The sequence below is a fragment of the Actinorugispora endophytica genome, from assembly GCF_004363075.1.
Classification (GTDB): Bacteria; Actinomycetota; Actinomycetes; order Streptosporangiales; family Streptosporangiaceae; genus Actinorugispora; species Actinorugispora endophytica.
The window spans coordinates 35,200-59,603 of the sequence record NZ_SNYN01000023.1 but is presented as its reverse complement, the minus strand read 5'-3'; the positions used below and the strand labels follow the sequence as shown (position 1 = coordinate 59,603).

At 70.9% G+C, this 24,404-nt stretch carries 22 protein-coding genes and 2 tRNA genes; 8 read left to right on the top strand and 16 right to left on the bottom strand.

From position 1 onward, the window contains the following. The 11 genes from glgX to EV190_RS19645 all read right to left on the bottom strand — a co-directional run bounded on the left by glgX (window position 1) and on the right by EV190_RS19645 (window position 11,332). Window positions 1–2,172: a glycogen debranching protein GlgX gene (gene glgX, locus EV190_RS19695; protein WP_133743071.1), complete on the bottom strand. Its 2,172-nt coding sequence runs from the start codon at window positions 2,170–2,172 to the stop codon at window positions 1–3. Continuing rightward, entirely contained in the window at window positions 2,169–2,504 is a 336-nt protein-coding gene (locus EV190_RS19690; RefSeq protein WP_133743070.1) for an STAS domain-containing protein, read from the bottom strand. Before EV190_RS19690 ends, glgX begins: the two co-directional genes overlap by 4 nt. Beyond that, window positions 2,504–4,384: an AGE family epimerase/isomerase gene (locus EV190_RS19685; RefSeq protein ID WP_208113250.1), complete on the bottom strand. Its 1,881-nt coding sequence runs from the start codon at window positions 4,382–4,384 to the stop codon at window positions 2,504–2,506. The genes EV190_RS19690 and EV190_RS19685 overlap by 1 nt, the downstream gene beginning before the upstream one ends. Further along, window positions 4,381–5,421: a DJ-1/PfpI family protein gene (locus tag EV190_RS19680; RefSeq protein ID WP_133743069.1), complete on the bottom strand. Its 1,041-nt coding sequence runs from the start codon at window positions 5,419–5,421 to the stop codon at window positions 4,381–4,383. The genes EV190_RS19685 and EV190_RS19680 overlap by 4 nt, the downstream gene beginning before the upstream one ends. Beyond that, window positions 5,414–7,003, bottom strand: a complete 1,590-nt coding sequence (locus tag EV190_RS19675) for a GMC family oxidoreductase (protein ID WP_133743068.1) — start codon at window positions 7,001–7,003, stop codon at window positions 5,414–5,416. Before EV190_RS19675 ends, EV190_RS19680 begins: the two co-directional genes overlap by 8 nt. A gap of 8 nt (window positions 7,004–7,011) precedes the next feature. Beyond that, complete coding sequence (locus EV190_RS19670) at window positions 7,012–7,392, bottom strand: nuclear transport factor 2 family protein (protein ID WP_133743067.1); 381 nt, start codon at window positions 7,390–7,392, stop codon at window positions 7,012–7,014. Window positions 7,393–7,419: 27 nt separating this feature from the next. Then, window positions 7,420–7,878: a nuclear transport factor 2 family protein gene (locus EV190_RS19665; RefSeq protein WP_133743066.1), complete on the bottom strand. Its 459-nt coding sequence runs from the start codon at window positions 7,876–7,878 to the stop codon at window positions 7,420–7,422. Next, on the bottom strand, window positions 7,879–8,301 hold the full coding sequence (locus EV190_RS19660) for a nuclear transport factor 2 family protein (RefSeq protein WP_133743065.1): 423 nt from the start codon (window positions 8,299–8,301) through the stop codon (window positions 7,879–7,881). A gap of 67 nt (window positions 8,302–8,368) precedes the next feature. Beyond that, on the bottom strand, window positions 8,369–8,800 hold the full coding sequence (locus EV190_RS19655) for a nuclear transport factor 2 family protein (protein WP_133743064.1): 432 nt from the start codon (window positions 8,798–8,800) through the stop codon (window positions 8,369–8,371). 32 nt (window positions 8,801–8,832) lie between these two features. Next, window positions 8,833–10,500, bottom strand: a complete 1,668-nt coding sequence (locus EV190_RS19650; RefSeq protein ID WP_208113249.1) for a thiamine pyrophosphate-binding protein — start codon at window positions 10,498–10,500, stop codon at window positions 8,833–8,835. Between the two features lie 4 nt (window positions 10,501–10,504). Next, on the bottom strand, window positions 10,505–11,332 hold the full coding sequence (locus tag EV190_RS19645; protein ID WP_133743063.1) for a type 1 glutamine amidotransferase domain-containing protein: 828 nt from the start codon (window positions 11,330–11,332) through the stop codon (window positions 10,505–10,507). A gap of 665 nt (window positions 11,333–11,997) precedes the next feature. Here EV190_RS19645 and EV190_RS19640 point away from each other — a divergent pair. Continuing rightward, window positions 11,998–12,255 carry a UBP-type zinc finger domain-containing protein gene (locus EV190_RS19640; protein ID WP_133743062.1) on the top strand — a complete coding sequence of 86 codons (258 nt, stop codon included), beginning with the start codon at window positions 11,998–12,000 and terminating at the stop codon, window positions 12,253–12,255. 38 nt (window positions 12,256–12,293) lie between these two features. Beyond that, entirely contained in the window at window positions 12,294–13,967 is a 1,674-nt protein-coding gene (locus EV190_RS19635; RefSeq protein ID WP_133743061.1) for an FAD-dependent oxidoreductase, read from the top strand. A 40-nt stretch (window positions 13,968–14,007) separates the two neighbouring features. Here the strand turns inward: EV190_RS19635 and EV190_RS19630 are convergent, their stop codons facing one another. The 3 genes from EV190_RS19630 to EV190_RS19620 all read right to left on the bottom strand — a co-directional run bounded on the left by EV190_RS19630 (window position 14,008) and on the right by EV190_RS19620 (window position 16,239). Then, window positions 14,008–15,501, bottom strand: coding sequence for a cation:proton antiporter domain-containing protein (locus tag EV190_RS19630; protein ID WP_133743060.1), 1,494 nt, complete (start codon window positions 15,499–15,501; stop codon window positions 14,008–14,010). A gap of 61 nt (window positions 15,502–15,562) precedes the next feature. Beyond that, on the bottom strand, window positions 15,563–15,790 hold the full coding sequence (locus tag EV190_RS19625) for a potassium transporter TrkA (RefSeq protein WP_133743059.1): 228 nt from the start codon (window positions 15,788–15,790) through the stop codon (window positions 15,563–15,565). A 375-nt stretch (window positions 15,791–16,165) separates the two neighbouring features. Beyond that, a tRNA-Gly gene (locus EV190_RS19620) sits at window positions 16,166–16,239 on the bottom strand. Window positions 16,240–16,346: 107 nt separating this feature from the next. Here EV190_RS19620 and EV190_RS19615 point away from each other — a divergent pair. The 5 genes from EV190_RS19615 (at window position 16,347) to clpX (ending at window position 21,218) form a co-directional block, all read left to right on the top strand. Next, window positions 16,347–16,421, top strand: a tRNA-Pro gene (locus tag EV190_RS19615). A gap of 231 nt (window positions 16,422–16,652) precedes the next feature. Beyond that, the gene (gene tig / locus EV190_RS19610; protein WP_133743058.1) at window positions 16,653–18,101 is read left to right on the top strand and encodes a trigger factor; all 1,449 of its coding nucleotides are present in this window, start codon (window positions 16,653–16,655) and stop codon (window positions 18,099–18,101) included. Between the two features lie 267 nt (window positions 18,102–18,368). Then, window positions 18,369–18,935: a ClpP family protease gene (locus EV190_RS19605; protein WP_208113253.1), complete on the top strand. Its 567-nt coding sequence runs from the start codon at window positions 18,369–18,371 to the stop codon at window positions 18,933–18,935. Window positions 18,936–18,991: 56 nt separating this feature from the next. After that, window positions 18,992–19,654, top strand: a complete 663-nt coding sequence (locus tag EV190_RS19600; RefSeq protein ID WP_133743056.1) for an ATP-dependent Clp protease proteolytic subunit — start codon at window positions 18,992–18,994, stop codon at window positions 19,652–19,654. A gap of 289 nt (window positions 19,655–19,943) precedes the next feature. After that, window positions 19,944–21,218, top strand: a complete 1,275-nt coding sequence (clpX, locus tag EV190_RS19595; RefSeq protein WP_133743055.1) for an ATP-dependent Clp protease ATP-binding subunit ClpX — start codon at window positions 19,944–19,946, stop codon at window positions 21,216–21,218. Window positions 21,219–21,281: 63 nt separating this feature from the next. Here clpX and EV190_RS19590 read toward each other — a convergent pair whose 3' ends face one another. After that, window positions 21,282–21,878, bottom strand: a complete 597-nt coding sequence (locus EV190_RS19590; RefSeq protein ID WP_133743054.1) for a PepSY domain-containing protein — start codon at window positions 21,876–21,878, stop codon at window positions 21,282–21,284. Between the two features lie 127 nt (window positions 21,879–22,005). Next, complete coding sequence (locus EV190_RS19585; RefSeq protein ID WP_133743089.1) at window positions 22,006–22,680, bottom strand: DUF305 domain-containing protein; 675 nt, start codon at window positions 22,678–22,680, stop codon at window positions 22,006–22,008. Between the two features lie 252 nt (window positions 22,681–22,932). On the opposite strand from EV190_RS19585, the gene EV190_RS19580 reads away from it, so the two are divergent. Further along, window positions 22,933–24,399, top strand: a complete 1,467-nt coding sequence (locus tag EV190_RS19580) for an LVIVD repeat-containing protein (RefSeq protein WP_133743053.1) — start codon at window positions 22,933–22,935, stop codon at window positions 24,397–24,399. The last annotated feature ends 5 nt before the right edge of the window (window positions 24,400–24,404 follow it).

Genomic DNA, 24,404 nt, shown 5'->3' with positions numbered 1-24,404 from the left:
TCAGTCACTTGGGTTGTCGGAAGACGCCTGGGCCGCGGCGCGGGGCCCCACGAGGACGACCACCGAGCGCGGTCCCACCCGGTAGGCGGCCTGGTCGGCGGCCTCGGGCTCGGTCCCGGGCGCGTGCGCGTCGCGGGGCGCGGGCAGTGAGGTGTCCGCGAACACCCGCCAGCGCGCGCCCTCGGGCAGCCGGGGCAGCTCCACGTCCAGGGCCTCCCAGTGGGAGTTCACGGCCACGTAGACGAAGTCGTCCTGGACGGTGCCGCCCTTGGCGTGCCCGCCGCAGCGCAGCGAGGCGACGAACCGGCTGCCCGGCGACCAGTCCGGCTCCCACGCCCGCACCCCGTGCCAGCTCAGGTCCTGGTAGCCGGTCCCGGCGTAGTCGGTGCCGCGGAAGTGCCCGGCGCCGCGCAGAACGGGGTGGGCGTGCCGGAAGGCGACGCAGGCGCGCACGAAGGAGAGCAGCTCGGCGTTCTTCTCCACCAGCTCCCAGTCGAACCAGGACAGCTCGCTGTCGTGGCAGTAGGCGTTGTTGTTGCCGTTCTGGGTGTTGGCCACCTCGTCCCCGGCCAGCAGCATCGGCACGCCGTGGCTGGTCAGCAGGATCGCCATGGCGTTCTTCAGCTGTCGGAGGCGCAGCGCGGCGATGTCGGGGTCGTCGGTCGGCCCCTCGACCCCGTGGTTCCAGCTGTTGTTGTCGTCGGCGCCGTCGCGGTTGCCCTCGCCGTTGGCCTCGTTGTGCTTCTCGTCGTAGGAGACCAGGTCGTTGAGGGTGAAGCCGTCGTGGCAGGTGACGAAGTTGACCGAGGCGACCGCGCCCCGGCCGCCGTACAGGTCGCTGGAGCCGGTGTACCGGGTCGCCATCTCGCCGGCCAGGGCGGGGTCGCCCTTGAGGAACCGGCGCACGGTGTCGCGGTACTTGCCGTTCCACTCGGCCCAGCGGCCGTAGTTGGGGAAGTTCCCCACCTGGTAGAGGCCGCCCGCGTCCCACGCCTCCGCGATGAGCTTGCAGTCGCGCAGCACCGGGTCGTGCGCCAACGACTCCAGCAGGGGAGGGTTGGCCAGCGGCGCGCCGTGGATGTCGCGGTCCAGGATCGCGGCCAGGTCGAAGCGGAAGCCGTCGATGTGGTACTCCGAGGCCCAGAAGCGCAGGCAGTCCAGGACGAAGTCGCGGACCACGGGGTGGTTGCAGTTGAAGGTGTTGCCGGTGCCGGAGAAGTTGTAGTACTGCCCCGACGGGGTCAGCATGTAGTAGACCGCGTTGTCCAGCCCGCGGAACGAGATCGTGGGACCGTTCTCGTTGCCCTCGGCGGTGTGGTTGAACACCACGTCCAGCACCACCTCGATGCCGGCCCGGTGCAGCTGCCGAACGAGCGTCTTGAGCTCGTCGGCCTGCATCCCGTACCTGCCGGTCGCGGCGTACCCGGCCTTGGGGGCGTAGAAGCCCAGGGTGCTGTACCCCCAGTAGTTGTACAGGCGCTCGCCCGTCCCGGGGAGGACCCGGCTGTTCTCGAACTCGTCGAACTCGAAGACCGGCATGAGCTCGACGCAGTTCACACCCAGCTCCCGCAGGTACGGGATCTTCTCGGCGAGCCCGGCGTAGGTGCCCGGGGAGCGCACGCCGGAGTTCGGGTTGCGGGTGAACCCGCGCACGTGGGCCTCGTACACGACCAGGTCCTCGGCCGGGACGCGCAGCGGGGTGTCGCCGTCCCAGTCGAAGTCGTCGAAGACCAGGCGGGACCGGTAGGGGTACTCCCGCTCCCAGTCCGGCACCGCGCCCCACACGTCCCGTCCCGAGACGCTCCTGGCGTAGGGGTCGGCGAGCACCCGGGTCGGGTCGAACCGGTCCCCGAAACGGGGCCGCTCCGGTCCGTAGGCGCGGTAGCCGTACTCCAGGTCCTCGTAGTCCAGGCCGTACACGACCATCGCGAACACCCCGCCGACGCGGAAGCCGCGCGGGAAGGGCAGCTCGGCCATCGGCGCGGGCGCCCCCCGGCGGTACAGCACCAGCGACATGGCGTCGGCCCCGTTGGAGAACACCGAGAAGTTGACGCCGCCGGGCACCAGGGTCGCGCCGAAGGGCATGGGGCGCCCGGGGCGCACCCCGTACCCGGCGATCCGGTGGGTGGGATAGGAGTCGATGCGGTCGCGCGGGACGTGTTCGACGCTCATGCGCGCAGCTCCTCGATCCCGCGCCTGACCGTGTCGGAGATCGTGAAGAACTCCAGGAACCCGGTCGCGGACATGACCGACCGCAGCTCGGGGGAGACCCCCGCCAGCGCGATGGCCCCGTTGACCGCCTGGGCCCTGCGGTACACCAGCAGCATCGTGCGCAGCCCCGCGCTGGACATGTAGGGCACGCCCGTCATGTCGATGAGCACCCGGCCCCCCGAGGGGATGAGGCCCAGCAGCCGGTCCTGGGCGGCCGGCGCGGAGCGGCCGTCCAGGTCGCCCAGGACGGACACCACGGTGACCTCTCCCACCGTGCGCTTCTTCACTTCCATCAGGTCCTCCGATCGTGGTCGGCGGGCACCGGGGTGAGCCGGACCCGCACGGTCAGCGACTCCGCGGACTCGGGCAGGGCCACCGTCATCGCGTCGGGGTCGAAGTCGTCGTGGGCGGCGCCGTCGATCTCCACCCCGGTCAGGCGGACCGCGCCCGCGGGGAGCATGTCGGGCTGGACCCGCAGCAGCCGCGGCGCGTCGGGGCGCGGCCTGAACCACAGCGTCATGGGCTTCCCGTGGATGAGCAGGTTGCCGTAGACGGCGGCGAGGAAGCACAGCTCGGCCGAGTGGTACATGCTCATCGAGTGGCTGCCCTTGAACCGCTCGGTCCCCACCAGGTAGGGCAGGCCCTCGGCCAGGACGTTGAAGTACACGCCGCCCTCGTCGTGGTCCAGGAAGAACGCGTTGTAGAACGCGGCGGCCTCCCGGGCCTGGCGCAGGTACTCGGGGTCCCCGCTCTGACCCGCGATGACGAGGTAGGCCAGGATCGCCTGCTCCTGCTGCCACCACGCCTTGCGGTCGTGCCAGGTGAACCGGTGCGTGGGCAGGCCGGGCTCGGCGACCCGCTCCACCACGTCGTACCAGCCGCCGCGCTGCGGGTCCGCGCCCACGCCCGGCATCAGGTCGGCGATGTGCCGGGCCAGCCGGGTGTAGGCGGGGTCGGGACGCTGCAGGTCCATCCGGGTCAGGTTCCAGGCGATCTTGAGGTTGTGCCCCACGACCGCGCGGTCCTGCTGCCAGCCGTGGGCGCGGTCGGGGCTCCAGTCGTCGTGGAAGCGCTCCTGGACGAAGGGGCTGTGCCCGTAGTCGGGGAAGTGCTCGGTGATCGTGTCGAACGTCCGCTTGAGCATCTCGGCGTGCCGCTCCTCGCCGGTGGCCAGGAACAGGTTGACCAGGTACGCGGGGGCGTGGTCGCCGACCGAGTTCCAGTTCTTGCGCGAGGCGTTGACGCCCAGCGACTCGTGGTGCGGGTCCAGGAAGATCGGGTCGACGTGGGAGTAGTAGCCGCCCTTGTCGTGGTCGCGGAAGAACCTCTCGAACAGCCGCAGCGTGGCGTCGGTGTCGGCGGTGATCCGGGGGTCGCCGGTCACCCGGTAGGTCTGGACCGGGCCGGCCAGCGCGTAGATCTGCTCGTACATCGGGATCGCGTCGTAGTCGTCGCCGAACTCGGAGGTGAACAGCTTCTTCTCCGAGTCGCCCTGGACCTCGATGCCGTGGTACCAGAAGACGGTGTCCTCGTCGCGGTCCACGAACCGCATGTGCGAGCGCAGGTACTCGGTGCCGCGTTCGGCCACGTCGAGGTAGTCCTCGTTGCCGGTGAGCATGTAGGCCGAGGCCATGCCGTAGACCAGCCGGGAGATCGTGTCGGTCTCCTGCACGTGGCTGTCGGACTTGTCGCCGCTCAGCCGCAGGACGGTGCGGTAGTCGCGGAAGTCCACCGGGCCGGAGCCGAACTGGGCGCGCCGGTAGAACGAGGCGAGCTGGTCGATCTGGTGCACCCACCACAGCGGGTTCTCGAAGGCGTACTCGGCGGGCCCGCGCCCCACGAAGACCAGCCGCTTGGCCTCGAACCGGGTCCTGTCACCGCTGGGGTAGAAGACGCCGTGGACGTACAGGAACCGGCCCGGGACGAGCAGGTCGCCCAGGTGCCCGGAGGCGTCGAGGTAGGGCTGGCCGAGGTTGCGCAGCATCTCCGCCGAGGTGGAGCCGTTGACCTCCACCTCGAACCGGCGGCCGTCGCCCGTGCGCATCCCGAAGCCGCCGGGCACGCTCCCGGTCACGTACCCCGCCACCGTGTCGGACCGGGTGAACTGGGCGTTCACCGGTTCGGAGCCGTCCGGCGCCGCGCTCCCGGGGCGGGTCAGGTCGGTGTCGGTCATCGTCGTCCTCCTTCCGCCGCCGCGTCCGCGGCGGGGTCCGCATCCTGGTATCCCTGGCTGACCTCGACCACGACGCCGTCGGGGTCGGTGAGCCAGACGCTGCGCCATCCGGGGATGAACGCGTCGAAGTCCAGCGGCCCGAGCGTCACGCGGGCCCCGTCGCCCATCCGCTTGAGCAGGCCGTCCACGTCGTCGGTCTGGAAGGCGAGGTGCCGGACGGTCCCGGGCAGGTCCGGTCCGTCCCCCGTCCCCGGCGCCCCGCCGCCGGGCGAGCCGAACAGTTCGAGATAGGCGTCGCCCGAACGCAGGAAAACGATCTCGGCGCCGTCGCCGAGGGGGACCGCGCGAGCGCGCCGGAACCCGAACCAGCGGGTGTAGAACTCCTCGGTGGCGCGCGGCGACCGGCAGTTCAGCGCCGCGTGCGACCACCGCGGCCCGGGCGCGGGGCGGTCGAGCAGTTCGATGACGCGCCGCGCGAACAGGTGCGCGTGCTGCCCCGAGCGGCCCGTCACCAGGTCGCCGTCCACGACCACGTCGGCGTCGACGTAGTCCGCGCCCATGTTGCGCACGTCCCCGATGAGGTTGTTGTGCGCCGTCACCCGGCGCCCCCGCACCACCTCGGGGATCGGCGCCACGAGCCACAGGCCGTGGCAGATGACGCCCTTGAGCACACCGGGTTCGGCGAACGCCCGGCGGACCAGGTCGGTGGCGGGCGCGATGGCGGTGACGTCCTCGGTGTAGCGCAGCCGGTCCGACACCATCCCCGAGGGGATGAGGAGCGCGGCGAAGGAGGCGAGCTCGGCGTCGTCGACGTCCTCGACGCTCCCCGTGCAGGTGAACGGCGCGCGGTACTCGTGCCCGGTGAAGGTCAGCTCGGCCCGGCCCCACATCCGGGTCAGGAAGACGACCTCGGCCCCCTCCTCGGCGAAGCGCCGCTGGTAGTAGAAGATCTCCGGCTCGTAGTAGTCGCTCTCGATGAGGATCGCGATCCGCCGTCCGGCGAGCCTGCCGTCGGCGGCGCGGACCAGGTCAGCCATTCCGGGCCTCCCGGCCCCGGACGAGGTCGGCGGCCTTCTCCGCGATCATCACGACCGCGGTGTGGCAGTTGCCCGAGGGCACCGACGGCATCACGCCGGCGTCCACCACGCGCAGCCCCTCGACCCCGTGCACCCGCAGCCGGGGGTCCACCACCGACCGGTCGTCCAGCCCCATGCGGCACGAGCCGGCCTGGTGGTGGTAGCTGTCGGCGGTGCGCCGCACGTAGTCGGCGATCCCGGCGTCGGTGGTGACGTCCGGCCCCGGGGTGAGCTCCTGCTTGACCAGCGGCGCGAAGGCCCGGGTGCCGAACAGGTCCCGGCCGATCCGCACCGCGGCGACCATGCGCTCCAGGTCCCAGGGGTCCGCCAGGTAGTTGGGGTTGATCAGCGGGGCGGCGAACGGGTCGGGCCCGGCCAGCCGGACCCAGCCGCGCGACGCCGGGCGCACCAGGCCCGGCAGGACGCTGACCGCGGTGGGGTGGTCCCTGCCGACGATGATGTCGAAAGGCACGTGCACGTACGCGATCTGCAGGTCCGGCGCCGGGAGCCCCGGGTCGGAGCGCGTGAACAGGGCGGCCTCGGACAGGTTCTGGGCGCCCTGGGCGGGGGCCTCGCGCAGCTCCGACATCATGCCGGTGAGCACGTGGTTGTGGAAGTTCTCCCCGACCCCCGGAACGTCGGCGACCGGGTCCACGCCCGCCTCGCGCAGGCGCGTCGGGTCGCCGATCCCCGAGAGCATCAGGAGTTTGGGCGACTCGATCGCGCCCGCGCACACCAGCACCTCGCCGGTGGCGCGCGCCCGCTGCGGACCGGCCTCCGGGCCGGGAGCGCCGATCCGGCGTGCCGTGTCCGGGAACGCGTCCGGTTCCGCGCCCTGGTGGTACTCCACCCCGGTGGCGCGCCCGTTCTCCACGACGATCCGGGTGGTGGTGGCGCTGGTGCGCACCGTCAGGTTGGGGCGGCCCAGCGCGGGCTCCAGGTAGCTGGCGAGCGCGCCCCTGCGCCGGCCGCCGCGCACGTCGAGCTGGTGCCAGCCCGCGCCCGACATGTCGCCGCTGTTGAAGTCGTCCAGCAACGGGTGGCCGAGCTCGGCGCAGGCCTGGAGGAACGAGCGGGATGTCGGGTTGGGCCCGTGCCGGTCGGCGCGCGTGACGGTCTGGGGGCCCTCCCGGCCCGCGTCGGGGCCGGCGGGGGACTCCACCGACTCCGACCGGGCGAAGTAGGGCATGACGTCGCGGTACGACCAGCCGGGCGCGCCCTGGTAGGCCCAGGAGTCGAAGTCCGAGGGGTGCCCCCGGACGTGCATCATGATGTACAGGTTGCTGCTGCCGCCGGGCATCCGGCCGCGCGGCTCGTAGGTGCTGCGCCCGCCGAGGCCGGGCTGGGCGACGCTGCCGTAGCCCCAGTCGACCTCGGAGCCCAGCAGGGTGAACCACAGCGGGGCGGCGTCCACGTTCCGCGGGATCCAGCCCGCCCCCGCCTCCAGGACCAGGACGCTGACGTCGGGGTCCTCGGTCAGCCGGTTGGCGAGCACGGACCCGGCGGTGCCGCCGCCGACGATGATGTGCGTGTACTCCTGCATGGGACGACTCAGCTCCGGGGGTCGGGGTCGAGGACGTGAAAGGGCACCGTGTCGTGGAAGTTGGCCATGTAGGAGATCAGGCCGTCGACGACGCGGAAGTAGTTGACGACCTCCGCCTCGATCCCGGCGCCGCCGCGGGTGCGGGCCGAGATGTGCGACACGACCGCCGCCTGGCCGCCCTCGACGACCACGTGCCGGGGCACGTTGGCGAAGGAGGAGTACATGTCGGGGAACCCGCGCATCATGGAGCGGAGCGTCTCGCGGCCCTCGACGCGACCGGCGAGCTGCTCGTCCATGACCTGGTCGGGGGCGAACAGGTCGCACCAGCGCGACCAGTCCCCCTTGTTGGCGAGGTCGTAGTAGCTCTCGACTACTTCTCGGGTGTCCATCGGTGCCCTTTCACGCGGAGCGGTCCCCTAGCCGTCGGTCCGGACGCCGTCGGCCCGGACCTGTGACCAGAACTGGTTGAAGGTGGTGGTTCCGTCACCGAAGACCGCGCCGCGGCCCTCGACGACCCTGCCGTCGCGCCACCGCAGCAGGTGGATGACGTCGATCTCCAGGCGGTCGTACAGGGACGGGCTGCCGTCGGCGCCCGCCCGGTAGCCGACGTTGTGGGACACGTCGGCGGACCGGTCCCCGGAGAGCAGGACGGCCTCGCGCTTCATCACGAAGCTCCCGCCGGACAGCCGCCCGACCCGCCCCATGAAGTCGAGGAACCCGTCCAGGCCCTCCCACCAGCCGGCGAGCTGGTGGTTGCCGGGGACCAGCCAGCGCATGTCCTCGGCCCAGTACTCGGCGACGCGGGACCGGTCACCGGTCTCCAGCGCCTGGTAGGCCGCCTCGACCCGCTCCCGGGTCGGCCCCTGGCCCGCCATCTAGGACGCCACCCGCTCGGCGACGGGCTTGAGCTGGAAGCGGGCCCAGAAGTACCGGTCCACGTCGTGCTGCACGGCGGTGTGCACCTGCACGTCGGCGAGCCGGCCGTCGCGGACCCCGTAGGTGGTGGAGGTGGGGAACAGGAACTTCTCCCCGTCGAGCTCGGCGTGGCCGAGGTGCTTCTCGCAGACGGTGCCGTCGTCCAGCTCGCCGAAGTGGGCGTTGTCGACGGTGATCCCGGCCTGGAAGAGGTTGGTCAGGAACGACATGACCTCGTCGACGCCGCTCATCGTGCCCGAGAGGGGGTGGTGGCCCGGCATCCGCCAGACGATGTCCGGGGCGAACAGCTCGGACCGGATGGCGTCGAGCTTGCCTGCGTTGAAGTACTCGTACATCTTGAACACGAGTTCGGTGTTGGCCACGGTGGCTCCTTGCCTGGTGGTGGGTGTGACGGACGCCGCGCGGGTTCGCCCGGCGCGAGGGGAGGGATCAGAGGGACGCCGAACCCGGCATGGGGTCGAGGGCGTCCACGGTGTAGGTCCTGACCTTGACGCGGCCCTCGTCCAGGACGACCTCCCAGGTCTGGAAGGCGTCGAAGCCGAGCCACCGGCTCTGCGCGGCGGGCGGGCTCCAGACCCGGGCCTGCCAGTTGACCAGGACCGCGACGGTCGCCGAGGCGGGGCCGGTGAAGTCCACGTCCACGCTCCTGACGGTGTGCTCCTCGTCGAAGAACAGGGTGGTCACGCGCTCGTACCACTCCTTGAACCCGGCGTGGCCGCGGCTGACGCCCTCGGGGAAGCGCATCTCCAGGCCGTCGTCGACGAGGTAGGGCAGCACCTCGCTCAGCTCGTCGTGCCGGTCCAGGGCGCGGTACCAGCGGATCACGGCCCGGCGGATCGCGGCCTCGGAGAACTCGGCCATAGGGGGCTCCTTTCGGTGTGGGTGTGCGTCGGTCAGCCCGTGTGCAGGTCGACCAGGAAGGGGCCGGGGCAGGCGAGCATCCGGTCCACCGCGTCGGGGACCTGCTCGGCCTTGTCCACCCGGGTCGCCGCCACCCCGAGGCCGCGCGCGACCTCCGCGAAGCGGATGTCCGGGCGGGACAGGTCGAAACCGGACGGGTAGTCGCGCGGGGCGATGCCGCGCTCGCGCCAGTACTGGTCGATGTTGGAGTCCAGCAGCTGGTAGCGGCCGTTGTTGCAGACCACGAACCGGGCGGCGACGCCGTACCGGGCCGCCGTCCACAGCGCCTGGTAGGTGTACATGCTCCCGCCGTCGCCGGAGAACCCGATGACGGTCCGGTCGGGGTGGGCCAGCTTCGCGCCCACCGCGCCGGGGAAGCCCACGCCGAGCGAGCCGCCCCGGGTCAGGTGGTACCGCCCGGGGATCCGCGGCGGCAGGAAGTCGGTGATGATGCCCGAGGCGGTCAGCGCCTCGTCGAAGACCACCGTGTCGTCGTCCAGCCGCGCGGACAGCTCCCGCATGAACGCCGCCAGCAGCGGCTCGCCCTCCGCGGGCCGCGCCGCGCCGGTCACGCGCCCCCGCGCCGCGGCGCGGGCGTCCTCCAGGCGGCCCCGGGCGGCCTCCGCGTCGGCCGCGGAGCGCAGCGAGACCAGCGCGTCGGTGATCGCCGCCAGCGTCGGGGCGGGGTCGGCGACGACGCCCAGGTCGACCGGGTGGTTCTTGGCGATCTCGTACCCGTCGAGGTCGACGTGCACGATCCGCGCGTCGGGGGCGAACGGCGAGGCCAGGTCGGCGAACACCTCGGGGAACACGTACGTGCCCACGATCAGCACCGCGTCGGCGTCGGCGACCACCGCCCGGCTGGCGTGTCCGAACATGTGACCCGTCTGGCCGGCCGACAAAGGGTGGTCGGCGGGGATGTTGACCTCGGAGGAGTCGACCTGCCACACCATCGCCCCGAGCGCCTCGGCGGCGCGCGCCAGCTCCTCCTGCGCGCCCGACAGCGCGACGCCGTCGCCGACCAGGACCAGCGGGCGCCGGGCCCCGGCCAGCAGCCGGGCGGCCTGCTCGGCCACGTCGGGCGCGCACACCGCGCGGGTCGTGGGGATCGAGGTCGGCAGTGCGGGCTCGGTCGTCACCGCGTCCAGCACGTCCATGGGCAGGGCCAGGAAGACCGGGCCGCGCGGCGGCGTCATCGCGATCTTGACGGCCCGGCGCACCATGCGCAGCAGCGAGGACGGGTCGGTGGCCCGCGCGGCCCACTTGGTGACGGGGCGGGCCATCGCCACCAGGTCGGCGGCCATCTGCGCGTCCATGGCGTCGTAGCGGACGCCGGCCTCCCCGGCCACGCAGACCAGGGGCGTGTGGCCGCGCCTGGACTGGTAGAGCATGCCGATCCCGTTGCCCAGGCCGACGCCGCTGTGCAGCTGCAGCAGCGCGGGGCCGCCGGTGGCGCGGGCGTAGCCGTCGGCGATGCCCGCGGCCACGGTCTCCTGGAGGGCCAGGACGTAGTGGAAGTCCGGGAAGTCCTCCAGCGCGTCCAGGAACCCCTGCTCGACCGTGCCGGGGTTGCCGAACATGCGGGTGATGCCGTCGGCGCGGAACTGCTCGAACAGCGCGGCCCTGCCGGGGCGCGGCGGCACCTGGTGCGCGCGGGTCATCGGGTCACCAGCCGTACCGGGTCAGGCCGTCCTCCAGGACGGCGACCATCGTTGTCCCGGTCAGGAAGGAGTCGGGGGTGGAGCGGCCGGTGACGAACGGGTAGTCGACGACGACCGACGTCTCCCTGCCGAAGTTGCCGTGGTAGCGGCCGTCGGGGCCGGTGGCGTCGCGCAGGATGTACTCCAGCGGGTACGGCGGCGGTCCCATGGCGAAGTCGGTGCCCAGGAACCCGGTGCCGTCCTTGTAGTCGTACTCCTTGCAGTGCCCGGTGACGTGCTTGCCCCGGATGATGCTGGCGCGGTCCTCCCAGTCGCGGGCGAAGGCCAGGCAGGCGACCCCGTAGCACTCGGCGCCGATCGGCTTCCCGGTGCGCAGGAACGCCAGCAGCAGGTCGTGCACGCGCCCGTTGTTGGCCATGTCCACGATCGGACCGCTGCCGCCGACCAGGAGGAGCGCGTCGTACCGCGTCCGGACGTCCTCGGCGACCGCGTCCAGCGCGCGGTTGTAGGCCTCCAGGCCGCGCAGGTAGTCGCCGTCGCTGGTGTAGGGGCGCTCGGGAAGCCACGAGGACAGGTCCAGCGGGTTCTCCAGCCGGGACGACGCCTCGACCTCGCGGGTCAGCTTGGCCACCGCCTCGGACACCACGGGGCGGCCCAGCGGCGGGTCGACGAAGCCGGGGTCCGTGCTGGGCGGCAGCGCGTGCGCCCGCCGGCCGGTGGGAGTGGCGAAGGTGACGTCGTATCCGCGCTCGTCGAAGGCGCTCAAGGGCCCGACGAGTTCCTCTCCCCAGTACCCGTACTCGGAAAGGACGATCAACACTCGCTTTGACACCGCAGTACTCCTGAAGGGTCGTCGTGGACGGCGCGCCGGAGCCGGCCGTGTCGGCCGTGAATTCCCGTCGGTTCGGAAACCGCCCCGTTCCTTTTCGACGATCGGTGAGGCGCGGCCGACGCGTCAACGACCCTTCCTCGGGAGCGCCGGCCCCGAACGGAAAAGGGCGATCTGACATTCACGGCCCTGAATCGGGGTTTGGCAACGCGTGGGCGCGGAACGGCCGGGATTCCGTGACGTCGGGGGTTCGACCGGCAGCTTCGGGCCAGGATTACGGCAGGTGGGCGGGTGATCGGCCGGATACCCGACGTGACAACGTGCATTCCGGGGAGTGGGCCCGAAGCCGGTATTTCGTCAAGATCGGCGACTATTTCGTGACGTCGTGAAAAGCACCTGTCTGCCCGGCGGTGGCGATCGGACGGTTCGGCGCGAGGCGGTCGGAATGCGTTTCCGGAGTGAATTCACCCGGATCCCATCCGGAAGTCCGGAGGGTTTCCCGGACTTCGGCCGGGTGCGGCCGGTGCGCGGGTATTCCGTTAAGTCAGGCGGGCGTCCGCCACCGGCAGCGGGCAGGCTGGGAGAGAGGTCCCGCGCCGCGGGACGAGTCAGAGGAGGGGCGCGCGCAACCACCGCGGCGCGCCCGCCGCCCCGCAGAAAGGCCTCCCGTGTTCACGTGCACGCACGTCGACCAGATCCGCGACGTCACCCCCAGTGCCCAGGGCTGCGAGGACTGCCTCAGGACCGGCGACACATGGGTCCACCTCCGAATGTGCCTGACCTGCGGACACGTGGGGTGCTGCGACTCCTCGCGGAACCGGCACGCGACCCGGCACTTCCGCGAGCACGGCCACCCGCTCGTCACCTCCCGGGAACCGGGGGAGTCCTGGGTGTGGTGCTACGCCGACGAGATCCCGGTGTCCTGACCGCGGCCCTCCCCACCCACCGACAGGAGTTGCAGACCGTGACCGATGCCTCCCCGCCCAGGCCCGTCCTGCTGGCGGTCGACGACGACCCGCACGTGCTCAGGGCCGTGCGCAGGGACCTGCGCGCGGCCTACGCCGACCGCTACCGCGTCCTGTCGGCCCCCTCCGGACGGGAGGCGCTCAGGACCCTCGACTCGCTGGAGGCCCGGGACGAGGAGCCCGCCCTGTTCCTGGTCGACCAGCGCATGCCGGACATGACGGGAGTCGACTTCCTCCTGGAGGCGGTGGCGCGCTTCCCGTCCGCGCGGCGCGTCCTGCTCACCGCCTACGCCGACACCGAGGCGGCCATCACGGCCATCAACCAGGTCCGGCTCGACCACTACCTGCTCAAGCCGTGGGACCCGCCGGAGGAGCGGCTCTACCCCGTGCTGGACGACCTCCTGGACGACTGGTGGGCCTCCTACCACCCGCCCTACCGGGGCATCCGGGTCGTCGGCCACCCCGTCTCCCCCGCCGCCCACCACATCCGGGACTTCCTCACCCGCAACCAGCAGCCGTTCCGGTTCGTGGACGCGGCCCGCGACGAGGAGGCCGCCCAGCTGACCGCCGGGCACCCCGACGCGCGGCTGCCGCTGGTGCTGTTCCCCGAGGGCGACGCGCTGTCCGCGCCCGACAGCGCCCAACTGGCCGGGAGGCTGGGCATCGCGGGCACCGCGACCCGCCCGCACTACGACGTCCTCATCGTCGGCGGCGGCCCGGCGGGCCTGGGCGGCGCCGTCTACAGCGCGTCGGAGGGCCTGAGCACGCTGCTGCTGGACCGGGACGTCCCCGGCGGGCAGGCGGGCATGTCCAGCAGGATCGAGAACTACCTGGGCTTCCCCACGGGCCTGTCCGGCGGCGACCTGGCCCGGCGCGCGGTCACCCAGGCCCGGCGCTTCGGCGCGGAGATCCTCTCGCCCGTCGAGGCCGTCGGACTGCGCAAGGCCGGGCCCTCGCACATCGTCACCCTCGCGGACGGGCGCGAGATCAGCGCCGAGGTCGTGCTGCTCACCACGGGCGTGTCCTACAACCGGCTGGACGTCCCCGGGGTCGAGCGGTTCGAGAACGCCGGGCTGTACTACGGCGCGGCGACGGCCGAGACCACGGCCTGCGCGGGCGAGGAGGTCCACATCATCGGCGGGGCCAACTCCGCGGGGCAGGCCGCCATGCACTTCTCCCAGCACGCCGCCGACGTCACCCTGCTCGTGCGGGGCGACAGCCTGGAGAAGGGGATGTCGCAGTACCTGGTCGACGAGATCGCCGCGCGGCCCAACATCCGGGTCCGGCTGAACACCCGGGTCACCGGGCTGGCCGGCGGGGACCGGCTGGAGGAGCTGGTCCTGCGCGACTCGGCCGAGGAGCGGACCGAGGAGGTCCCCGCGCGCTTCGTCTTCACCTTCATCGGCGCGCGCCCGCGCACGGACTGGGTCGCCGGGCTGCTCCAGCGGAACCGCGCCGGGTTCCTGCTCACCGGCCCCGACCTGGTGCGCGGCGAGGACGGCGGGGTCCCCGGCTGGGAGGCCGGGCGGGAGCCGTTCCTGCTGGAGACCAGCATGCCGGGGGTGTTCGCGGCGGGCGACGTGCGCGCCGGGTCCGTCAAGCGCGTCGCCTCGGGGGTGGGGGAGGGCGCCATGGCGGTCGCCCTCATCCACCGCTACCGCGCGTCGGTCTGACCGCGCCGCGCGGCCCGGACGGAACCGGGCCGCGCCGCGGTCAGCCCCGCTCCGGCTCCCGCCCGCCGCCCGCGGGCTCGCGGACCAGCATCGCGTCCACGTAGCAGTACCGCCAGTCCTCACCCGGTTCGATGGACTGCACGATCGGGTGCCCGCTCTCCCGGAAGTGGGCGCCGGCGTGCTTGTTCACCGAGTCGTCGCAGCACGCCACCGTCCCGCACGCCGTGCACAGGCGCAGGTGCACCCAGGTCGCGCCGACGCGCGCGCACTCGGCGCACTCGCGGCCGTCCGGCTCGGTGACCACCACCTGGTCCAGGTGCGAGCAGGAGGTGCCGATCGTCTCCTCGCGCACGTAGCGCCAGTTGGAGACCAGCAGCGAGTCGGGCAGGACCCGGGCCAGGTACCGCGACCCCGAGGCCATCAGCGGGCTGAGCACGGCCAGGACCAGCACGTACAACGCCACGAACGGCCCCAGCCGGGGATCGAGCCCCGCGCCCAGCGCCAGGGTCACCAGGATGAGGGAGAACTCGCCGCGCCCCAGCACGGTCAGCCCGATGTTGGCGGTGGCGCGCTGGTTGAAGCCGTGGAGCCGCCCGGCGATGACCCCGGCGGTCAGGTTCGTGACGACCGTCATCACCACCGCGAGCAGCGCGGGGACCGCGACGGCGGGCAGGTCCGCGACGTTGATGCCGAGCCCGAAGTAGACGAAGAACGCCGCGGCGAACGCGTCGCGCAGCGGCAGCACCAGCCGCTCCACCCGCTCGCGCACCGACGTGCGCGACACCACCAGGCCGATCATCAGCGCGCCGATCGCCTCGGACACGCCCAGCTCCTCGGACAGCCCCGCCACCAGCGCGACGAGCCCGACCATCAGGATCGTGAGCAGCTCGTCCTCGCGGCTGTTGATGACGGCCCCGATGAGTCGCGCGCCGAACCGGGCCAGGACGAAGAGCAGCGCGAGGAAACCGAAGCCGGTGATGATCTGCACGACGAGGTCCGTCGGGGAGGACGCGTCGGACAGGACCGGCTGGATCAGCGCCAGGTAGAAGGCCAGGAACAGGTCCTCGATGACGATGATGCCCAGGATCACGGGCGTCTCGGCGTTGGTCAGCCTGCGCAGTTCGATCAGGATCTTGATGGCGATCGCGGAGGAGGAGATCCCCAGCGCGCCCCCGACCACCAGGGCCTCGCCGGTCCCCCAGCCGAGCAGGAAGCCGAAGGCCAGTCCCGCGCCGATGTTCAGCCCGATGTAGCAGGCGGCGGCGGTGAACAGCCGCCTGCCGCTGGAAAGGACCTGCTTGACCGGGAACTCCACGCCGAGCTGGAACAGCAGCAGGACGAGGCCGAGGACGGCCAGCAGGTGCAGGCTCTCGGGGTCCTCGATGAGCACGGGCCCTGGTGTTCCCGGACCGAGGAGGACCCCGGCCGCCATGAAGAAGGGGACCGTCGGGAGCCCCACCCTCCGCCCGAACCTGGCCAGCAGGCCGGCGGTGAGCATGAGCGCGCCGAAGACGAGCAGTTCGTTGTGCGGCATGGGTTACCTCACCGGAGGGCGGCGTGCTGGGGCGGCCGACGCGCGGGAGCGTCCGGCGGGCTCATGAGGTGAAGAAGGTGCCGGAGAGGATCGCGCCGATGCGCAGAGCCTGCTCCTCGGTCAGTTCGAGGACCGCGTCGGGATCGGGGGAGTCCGACGTGAACACGTAGAGGTCCCGGATCCCGTTGCCGCGGACGACCACGGAGACCCGCTGCCCCGGGGCCCCGGCCTCGGCGTCGTAGCGTTTCCCGATCCCCGGGAGTTCCTGGATCCGGACCTTGTGCCCCATCGGCGCGACCCCATCTGTCGTCTCCCGCCGGGAGGATCCCCGTATCGGCGGGCCAGGTGCTCCATGCTCCGCCGCTCCCGAGCGGGCACGCAACCCCGCTCCCGGACACGGCCGCGATTTCGTTAGAAGCGCGCCCCGCGAACGGGAACTCCGCCCCCGGCCGCCCCTCGATGACCTCGACGCCGGCGTTCCACTGTGTCCGTTCTGTGGAACGCCGGCGTCGAGATCACCGAGCGGGACTCCCTGTGGTGACCGCGAACCGGGTCTCTCCGAACACGCTGCTGCTCGTTCCGGGGGGATGGGCGAGTGTCCGGCGGGAACGAACGAAGGGCCAGGTCCGGGGATGCGAATCCCCGGACCTGGCCCTTCGGCGTCTGGAGCGGGTGACGGGAATCGAACCCGCACGACCAGCTTGGAAGGCTGGAGTTCTACCATTGAACTACACCCGCATGGCGTCGAGCCCCTTGAGTTTCCTCTAGACTCGTGAAGCCGACGGAGACAAGACTACCGTCTCCGCGGTGTGGGTCGCGCACTTTTCGCGGACCCGCGCGGTTCGCGGGGAGTAGCGCAGCTTGGTTAGCGCGCATGCTTTGGGAGCATGAGGCCGCGGGTTCGAATCCCGCCTCCCCGACGAGATGGCAGATGGTCCGTGGGGCGTTCGCGTTCCGGTGTGGCCGTCGGCCCCTTCGCACCTGCCCTAGACTGAGCGTGATCGTATGGAAATCACGCTGGAGATCTCACCGTCTCCTGTGACGTCCCGCCAGCCGGTGCCCGTCGGCCGTCGCCATGTTGCGGTGTGGCCGAGCGCCGCGTTAAGTGCCGGGCGTACCGGAAAACGCCGGAAACCTAGGAGTACCGCCCCGTGAAGACCGATGTCGAGGAGCTGAGCCCGACCCGGGTCAAGCTGACCATCGAAGTTCCTTTCGAGGAACTCGAGCACGCCTTCGACGTGACATACAAGTCGCTCGCCAAGCAGGTCCGAATCAAGGGCTTCCGGCCCGGCAAGGCCCCGGCGCGGCTCATCGACCGTTACGTCGGCCGCGGCGCGGTGATCAGCGAAGCGGTCAACCACGCGGTTCCCGAGCTCTACAACGAGGCCGTCCAGAAGGAGGACGTCTTCGCCCTGGGCCAGCCCGACGTGGAGATCACCAAGCTGGAGGACGGCGACGAGCTGGCCTTCACCGCCGAGGTGGACGTCCGCCCCAAGTTCGAGGTCCCCGAGTACGAGGGCCTCGAGGTCACCGTCGACGACGCCGAGGTCTCCGACGAGCAGATCGACGAGCAGCTGGAGACCCTGCGCCAGCGCTTCGCCACGCTGACCGGAGCCGACCGCCCCGCCGAGACCGGAGACCACGTCTCCATCGACCTCTCCGCCGCGATCGACGGTGAGAAGCTCGAGGACGTCCAGGCCAGCGGGATCTCGTACGAGATCGGCACCAACACCATGCTGGAGGGCCTGGACGAGGCCCTCGTCGGACTGAGCGCCGACGGGACCACGACCTTCTCCACCAAGCTGGTGGGCGGCGAGTACGAGGGCCGCGAGGCCGACGTCACCGTCACCGTGCACAGCGTCAAGGTCAAGGAACTGCCCGAGCTGGACGACGAGTTCGCCCAGCTGGCCAGCGAGTTCGACACCATCGAGGAGCTGCGCGCCGACGTTGCCAACCGCCTCGGTGAGGTCCGCCGCTACCAGCAGATCGCCCAGGCCCGCGACCGCGCCCTGGACAAGCTCGTCGAGTCGGTCGACATCCCGCTCCCCGAGAGCGTGGTCGCCGAGGAGGTCAACCGCCGGCGCGAGAGCCTCGAGCAGCAGCTCTCGCAGAGCGGCCTGACCAAGGAGTCCTACTTCGAGTCGCAGGAGCAGACCGAGGAGGAGTTCGAGGCCGAGCTCGCCAAGGGCGCCGGCAGCGCCGTCAAGGCCGGCTTCATCCTCGACCAGCTCGCCATCCAGGAGGAGCTGACCGCGGACAACGACGAGCTGAGCCAGTACGTCGTCGACCAGGCCCAGCGGATGAACATCTCGCCCGACCAGCTCGCGCAGCACCTCGTGCAGTCGAACCAGATCCGGGTCGCCTACACCGAGGTCGTGCGCGCCAAGGCGATGAACCTGGTCGTGGCCAAGGCCAAGGTCGTCGACGAGTCCGGCAACGTCGTCGAGCAGGACGCCCCCGCCGGGGCGGCCGAGACCGAGACCGTCACGGTCGAGGCCCCCGAGGCTCCTGAGGACGTCGAGACCGTCGGGACCGCCGCGGAGGCGGAGGCCGAGGCCCCCGAGGCCGCGGACGAGGCCAAGCCCGACGAGAAGGCCTGACCGGCTCCCGGGCAGCGCTACGCGGGCCCCGCACCCCAGACTCACGGGGGTGCGGGGCCCGCGCGTTTCGCCAGACGCGGAAAGCCCTGGTCGCGGAGCGGGGCACCTGCGCTGAAAGCGAACAGGGACGCGAACGGTGCGAGTGCGCCGGTGAACAGCGTTAGTGTCGCAAGCGTCGCAACCGTTTCGATTCCGGAGCAGGTGACGAGAGTGCCGCCGACCGATAGTGAGTCCATGCGAACCGAAGCCCGTACGGCCGAGTCGCCTATGCCCCCGATGTTCGACCAGACGTCGCAGCGCCTGCTGCGGCAGCGCATCGTCGTCCTCGGCCAGCAGGTCGACGACGACATCGCCAACCGCATCGTGGGCGAACTCCTGCTGCTGTCCGCCGAGGACCGGCAGCGGGACATCACGCTGTACATCAACTCGCCCGGTGGTTCGGTGACCGCCGGCATGGCGATCTACGACGTGATGCAGTACATCCCCAACGACGTCCGCACCGTCGGCATGGGCCTGGCCGCCTCCATGGGGCAGATGCTCCTGTGCGCGGGCGCGCCGGGCAAGCGCTACGCCCTGCCGCACACCCGCATCATGATGCACCAGCCCTCGGGTGGCATCGGGGGCACCGCCTCGGACATCCGCATCCTGGCCGACCAGCTGATCTACGTGAAGAAGATGTTCCTGGAGCGTGTCTCCATGCACACGGGCCAGACGTACGAGCAGATCGAGAAGGACGCCGACCGGGACCGCTGGTTCACCGCCCAGGAGGCCCGCGAGTACGGCTTCATCGACGAGGTGCTGTCGGAGACGCCCGACGTCACGGGCGGCCGGTGACAGCGGAGCCCCGACCCGGCAGCCCTTTGGACAGGCGCAGTGTGGAAGGCCAGGAAATGACCGAGTACAACCTCAGCAGCCCCTACGGCGGCGGGATGGCGCCGGCGGCTCCGCAGAGCCGCTACGTCCTCCCCTCCTACGTCGAGCGCACGACGTACGGCGTCAAGGAGATGAACCCCTACAACAAGCTGTTCGAAGAGCGGATCATCTTCGTCGGGGTGCAGATCGACGACACGTCGGCCAACGACATCATCGCGCAGCTGATGACGCTGGAGCACATCGACAGCGACCGCGACATCACGCTGTACATCAACTCGCCGGGCGGGTCCTTCACCTCGCTGATGGCGATCTACGACACGATGCAGTACGTGCGCCCCGACATCCAGACGGTCTGCGTGGGGCAGGCCGCCTCGGCCGCGGCCGTCCTGCTCGCGGGCGGGACCAAGGGCAAGCGCCTGGCGCTGCCCAACGCGCGGGTGCTGATCCACCAGCCCGCCACGGAGGGTTCGCACGGTCAGGCCAGTGACATCGAGATCATGGCCAACGAGATCACGCGCATCCGCACGCAGCTGGAGACCACCCTGGCGCGGCACACCAACCGCACCGTCGAGGAGGTCTCCCGCGACATCGAGCGGGACAAGATCCTCACCGCGGAGGAAGCCAAGGTGTACGGGATCGTCGACGACGTGCTCCAGTACCGCAAGGCCCAGGCCAAGTAGGATCGGCCGCGACCAGAGGCGACGAGGAGAGGGGCCGGTCGAGCCCGACCGGACACCACGCGGTGAAGCCGGCCCGCTTCTTCGCTTAGGCTCGTAAGAACGACGCACAGACCATCCCGTTCATCACTCCACGCGGAGCGCATATCCTGAAAATCGGTGGCCGGCCCGCGACACGGGCTCGCATACCATCCCGCAGGGTCGCGCCGGACGCGTCGGAGGGACGTTCCGGACCCGCGATGGCGGGAAGGGAGCACACGACGGGGCGGCCTACGTTTTAAGGAGTGGCTGGGTGGCACGCATCGGCGACGGTGGAGACCTGCTGAAGTGCTCGTTCTGCGGCAAGAGCCAGAAGCAGGTGAAGAAGCTCATCGCGGGTCCCGGTGTGTACATCTGCGATGAATGTATCGAGCTCTGTAACGAGATCATCGAGGAAGAGCTCGCTGACGCGACCGAGTTGAAATGGGACAGCCTCCCCAAGCCTCGGGAAATCTACGAATTCCTCGACTCGTATGTGATCGGCCAGGAGCAGGCCAAGAAGGCCCTGTCCGTGGCGGTCTACAACCACTACAAGCGGGTGCAGTCCGAGGGCGACCGGCCTCGTGACGAGGACGTCGAGATCGCCAAGTCCAACATCCTGCTCCTGGGCCCCACGGGCTCGGGCAAGACGCTGCTGGCGCAGACGCTGGCCAAGATCTTGAACGTCCCGTTCGCGATCGCCGACGCCACCGCGCTGACCGAGGCCGGGTACGTCGGCGAGGACGTCGAGAACATCCTGCTCAAGCTGATCCAGGCCGCGGACTACGACGTCAAGAAGGCCGAGACCGGCATCATCTACATCGACGAGGTCGACAAGGTCGCGCGCAAGAGCGAGAACCCGTCGATCACCCGGGACGTCTCGGGCGAGGGCGTGCAGCAGGCGCTGCTGAAGATCCTCGAGGGCACCACCGCGAGCGTCCCGCCGCAGGGCGGGCGCAAGCACCCGCACCAGGAGTTCATCCAGATCGACACCACGAACGTGCTCTTCATCTGCGGCGGCGCGTTCGCCGGACTGGAGAAGATCATCGAGTCGCGGATCGGCAAGCAGGGAATGGGCTTCAACGCGGTCCTGCGCTCCAAGCAGGAGATGGACGCGGCGGACCGCTTCGGCGAGGTCATGCCCGAGGACCTGCTGAAGTTCGGGATGATCCCGGAGTTCGTGGGGCGCCTCCCGGTCATCACCAGCGTGCACAACCTCGACCGCGCCGCGCTCATCCAGATCCTCACCGAGCCGCGCAACGCCCTGGTCAAGCAGTACCAGCGGCTTTTCGAGCTGGACAACGTGGAGCTGGAGTTCACCGCCGACGCGCTCGACGCCATCGCCGAGCAGGCCATCATCCGCGCCACCGGCGCCCGGGGGCTGCGCGCCATCATCGAGGAGGTGCTGCTCTCGGTGATGTACGAGGTGCCCAGCCGCGAGGACGTCGCGCAGGTGATCATCACCCGCGAGGCGGTCCTGGAGCACGTCTACCCGACGATCGTGCCACGCACCCAGCTGCCGCCCGAGCGCGAGGAGAAGAGCGCCTGATCCCGCTCTGACGACGAGGAGGGGCGCCCGCGGTTCCGGAACCGCGGGCGCCCCTCCTCGTCGTCAGCTCTCGGTTCCGAGCACGTCGCCGGTCCCGGCGTCGACGTCGACCGTGGTCTCGGTCCCGGCGTCGGCCGGGTCGGGGTCGTCGACCTCGATCTCCCAGACCAGCTGGTCGCCCTTCCCGCTCAGCGAGGCGTCGACGACCCGGTCGCCCTCGCTCTCCTCCAGGGCCGCCGCGACGGCGGTGTCGAGGCTGCCCTCGGGAAGGGACGCGAGGTCCCATTGGGGGGCGTCGTTGTCGTCGTGGGGGAGTTCCTGGTCCTGGACGACGTCGCCGCTCATCGCGTCGACCACGGCACCGCGCTGGAGGTCGTCGAGGGTGAACTCGACGAGCCACTCCATGCTGTCCTCCTCCAGTTCCACGTCGTGGACCAGTGCTTCCGGCTGCTTCTCGAGGACGGCGTCCCGCGCGCCGAGGAGGTCGACCTCGGGCTGCGGCAGCGCGGCCGTCTCGTGCGGCTCCACGGCGCTGTGGGCCGGGGCCGGGCCGCCGTAGTCCGGTTCGTCGGCGCCGCACCCGCCCGCCAGGGCGAGCGCCAAGGCCGCGCCCCCCGCGAACCCGGCGCGGCGCCGGCCGGTGGTCTCCCTGCGACGCATGCGGACTCCCCCTCGTCCCCTCGGCGGCGGTGTGCCCGCCCACTGTCCGGCAGGGACGGGACGAAGCGCCGACAAGGGCAAAGAAGGGTAAAGGAGCGGGGCGCCCCAGTCGTCCCTCAGTCGTCCCTCAGTCGTCCAGTACCGACTCCAGGCGGCCGATCTCGACCCGCTGGTCGGTGATGAGGTCGTTGGCCATGGTGAGCACCCGGGGATGCCTGCCGTCGATCATGACGTCCTCGGCCATGCTGACGCCCCCCTCGTGGTGGGCCACCATGAGCTCCACGAACAGGGCGTCGAACTCCGCGCCCGACGCGGCCTCCAGCTCGTCCAGCTGCTCGGGCGTCGCCATGCCCGGCATGGCGGAGTGGTCGGGTTCGACGCAGCCGTCCGCGCCGTGGTGGTCCGGGCCGCCCTCCAGACCGCAGTAGTCCTGGTGGGCGGGGTTCTCCCGGCCGGGGCCGTACACGTTGGTCTCCAGCCAGTCCTCCATCAGGTCGATCTCCGGCTGCTGGGCGAGGTCGATCCGCTCGGCCAGCGTGCGCAGCCCCGGATCCCGGACCCGGTCGGGCGCGAGCGCGGTCATCTCCAGCGCCTGGCCGTGGTGGGCGATCATCGCGACGATGTAGTCGTGGTCGGCCTCGTTGTGTCGGACGTCTTCGAGGGCCGCGGCGAGCTGCTCCTCGGACGCCGGGGTCGCGGTCCCGCCCGGCGCGCCGGGGGCGAGCACCGGGACGTCGCCGGCGGTGCCGGGCGCGGAGTCCGCGCATCCCGTGCCGCCGAGGAAGAGCAGGACCGCGCCCATCGTGACCACGAGGCTCCGCCGCACCGGTCGTTCCTTCCTCCGCTGTCCGCACCGCTGCGGACTGTCTACGCAAAACACGGCGACTTGTCCAGGGCGTCGACCCGGGATGAAAATTTTTACGGTCAGTGTATAAGGTGTGACCTGTGGTGACTACGAACTGTCATGTCCGACGGATTTCAACCACCTGTTCAGACCGCGGGGCGTCGGATACGTTTGCGCTAATTTTCGGCGTGCACTTGAACAGGAGCCCACATGCCGATATCCCCCGGGCCGTCCGCGAGACGGCTCCCGCGGAGGCGGGCCGCAGCCGTGGCCGCGACCGGCGCGCTCGTCCTCGCCGCCGCCCTGGTGCCGTCGGCGGCCTCGGCTGACGGGCCCCCGGCCGTCGGTGAGATCGTGGCCAGCGACAACGTCGAGCACGTCGCCAACATCCCCAAGTCCGGCCCGTTCGCGTCCCAGGCCTCCTACAACAGCGACCTCGCCTTCACCGGCGACTACGCCATCGGCGGGAACTACGACGGCTTCGTCGTCTACGACATCAGCGACCCCGAGTCCCCCTCCGTCGTCAGCCAGGTGCTGTGCCCGGGCGGGCAGGGGGACGTCTCGGTCAGCGGCGACCTGCTGTACTTCTCCGTCGACTACCCCCGCGCCGACGAGGACTGCGGCAGTCCCGCCGCCAGCGCGGGCAGCGCCACCGCCTTCGAGGGCGTGCGGGTCTTCGACATCTCCGACAAGGCCAATCCCCAGTACGTGGCCGCCGTGCGCACCGACTGCGGCTCGCACACCCACACCCTGATCCAGACCGAGGAGAGACGGGGCCGGGGCGGGAGGGCCGACGTCGACTACCTCTACGTCTCCTCCTACTCGCCCTCGGCCGGCTTCCCCAACTGCCGGCCGCCGCACGACAAGATCTCGGTCATCAGGGTCGCCCACGACGACCCGGGCGCGGCGAAGGTCGTCAACGAGCCGGTGCTCTTCCCCGACGGCGGGAACCCCGGCGGCACCGTCGACGGCAACCGGATCGCCGCGACCACCGGCTGCCACGACATCACCGTCTACACGGAGAGGGACATCGCGGCGGGCGCCTGCATGGGCGACGGCGTGATCATGGACATCTCCGACCCGGTCAACCCGACCGTGGTCGAGAGGGTGCGCGACGACGAGAACTTCGCGTTCTGGCACTCGGCGACCTTCAGCAACGACGGCAGGCGGGTGCTCTTCACCGACGAGCTGGGCGGCGGCGGCGCGGCCACCTGCCTGCCGGGCGTCGGCGACACGCACGGCGCGAACGCCTTCTACGACCTCAAGGGCAGGATCAGGCCCAACGGCGCGGACGACGTCCGGCTCGACTTCGCCGGGTACTTCAAGATCCCCCGCGATCAGACCAGCACCGAGAACTGCGTGGCCCACAACGGCTCGCTGATCCCGGTCAAGGGCAAGGACTACTTCGTGCAGTCCTGGTACCAGGGCGGCGTGTCCGTCATCGACTTCAACGAGCCGTCCGCCCCCGAGGAGATCGGCTACTTCGACCGGGGCCCGCTGTCGGACACCCGGCTCTCCCTGGGCGGCAGCTGGTCGGCCTACTACTACAACGGCTACGTCTACTCCAGCGACATCCAGATGGGCCTGGACGTCCTGAGGATCGACGACCCGCGCCTGAGGAACGCCGACAGGGTCACCATGGACGAGTTCAACCCGCAGAACCAGTTCAGGTACTGAACCGG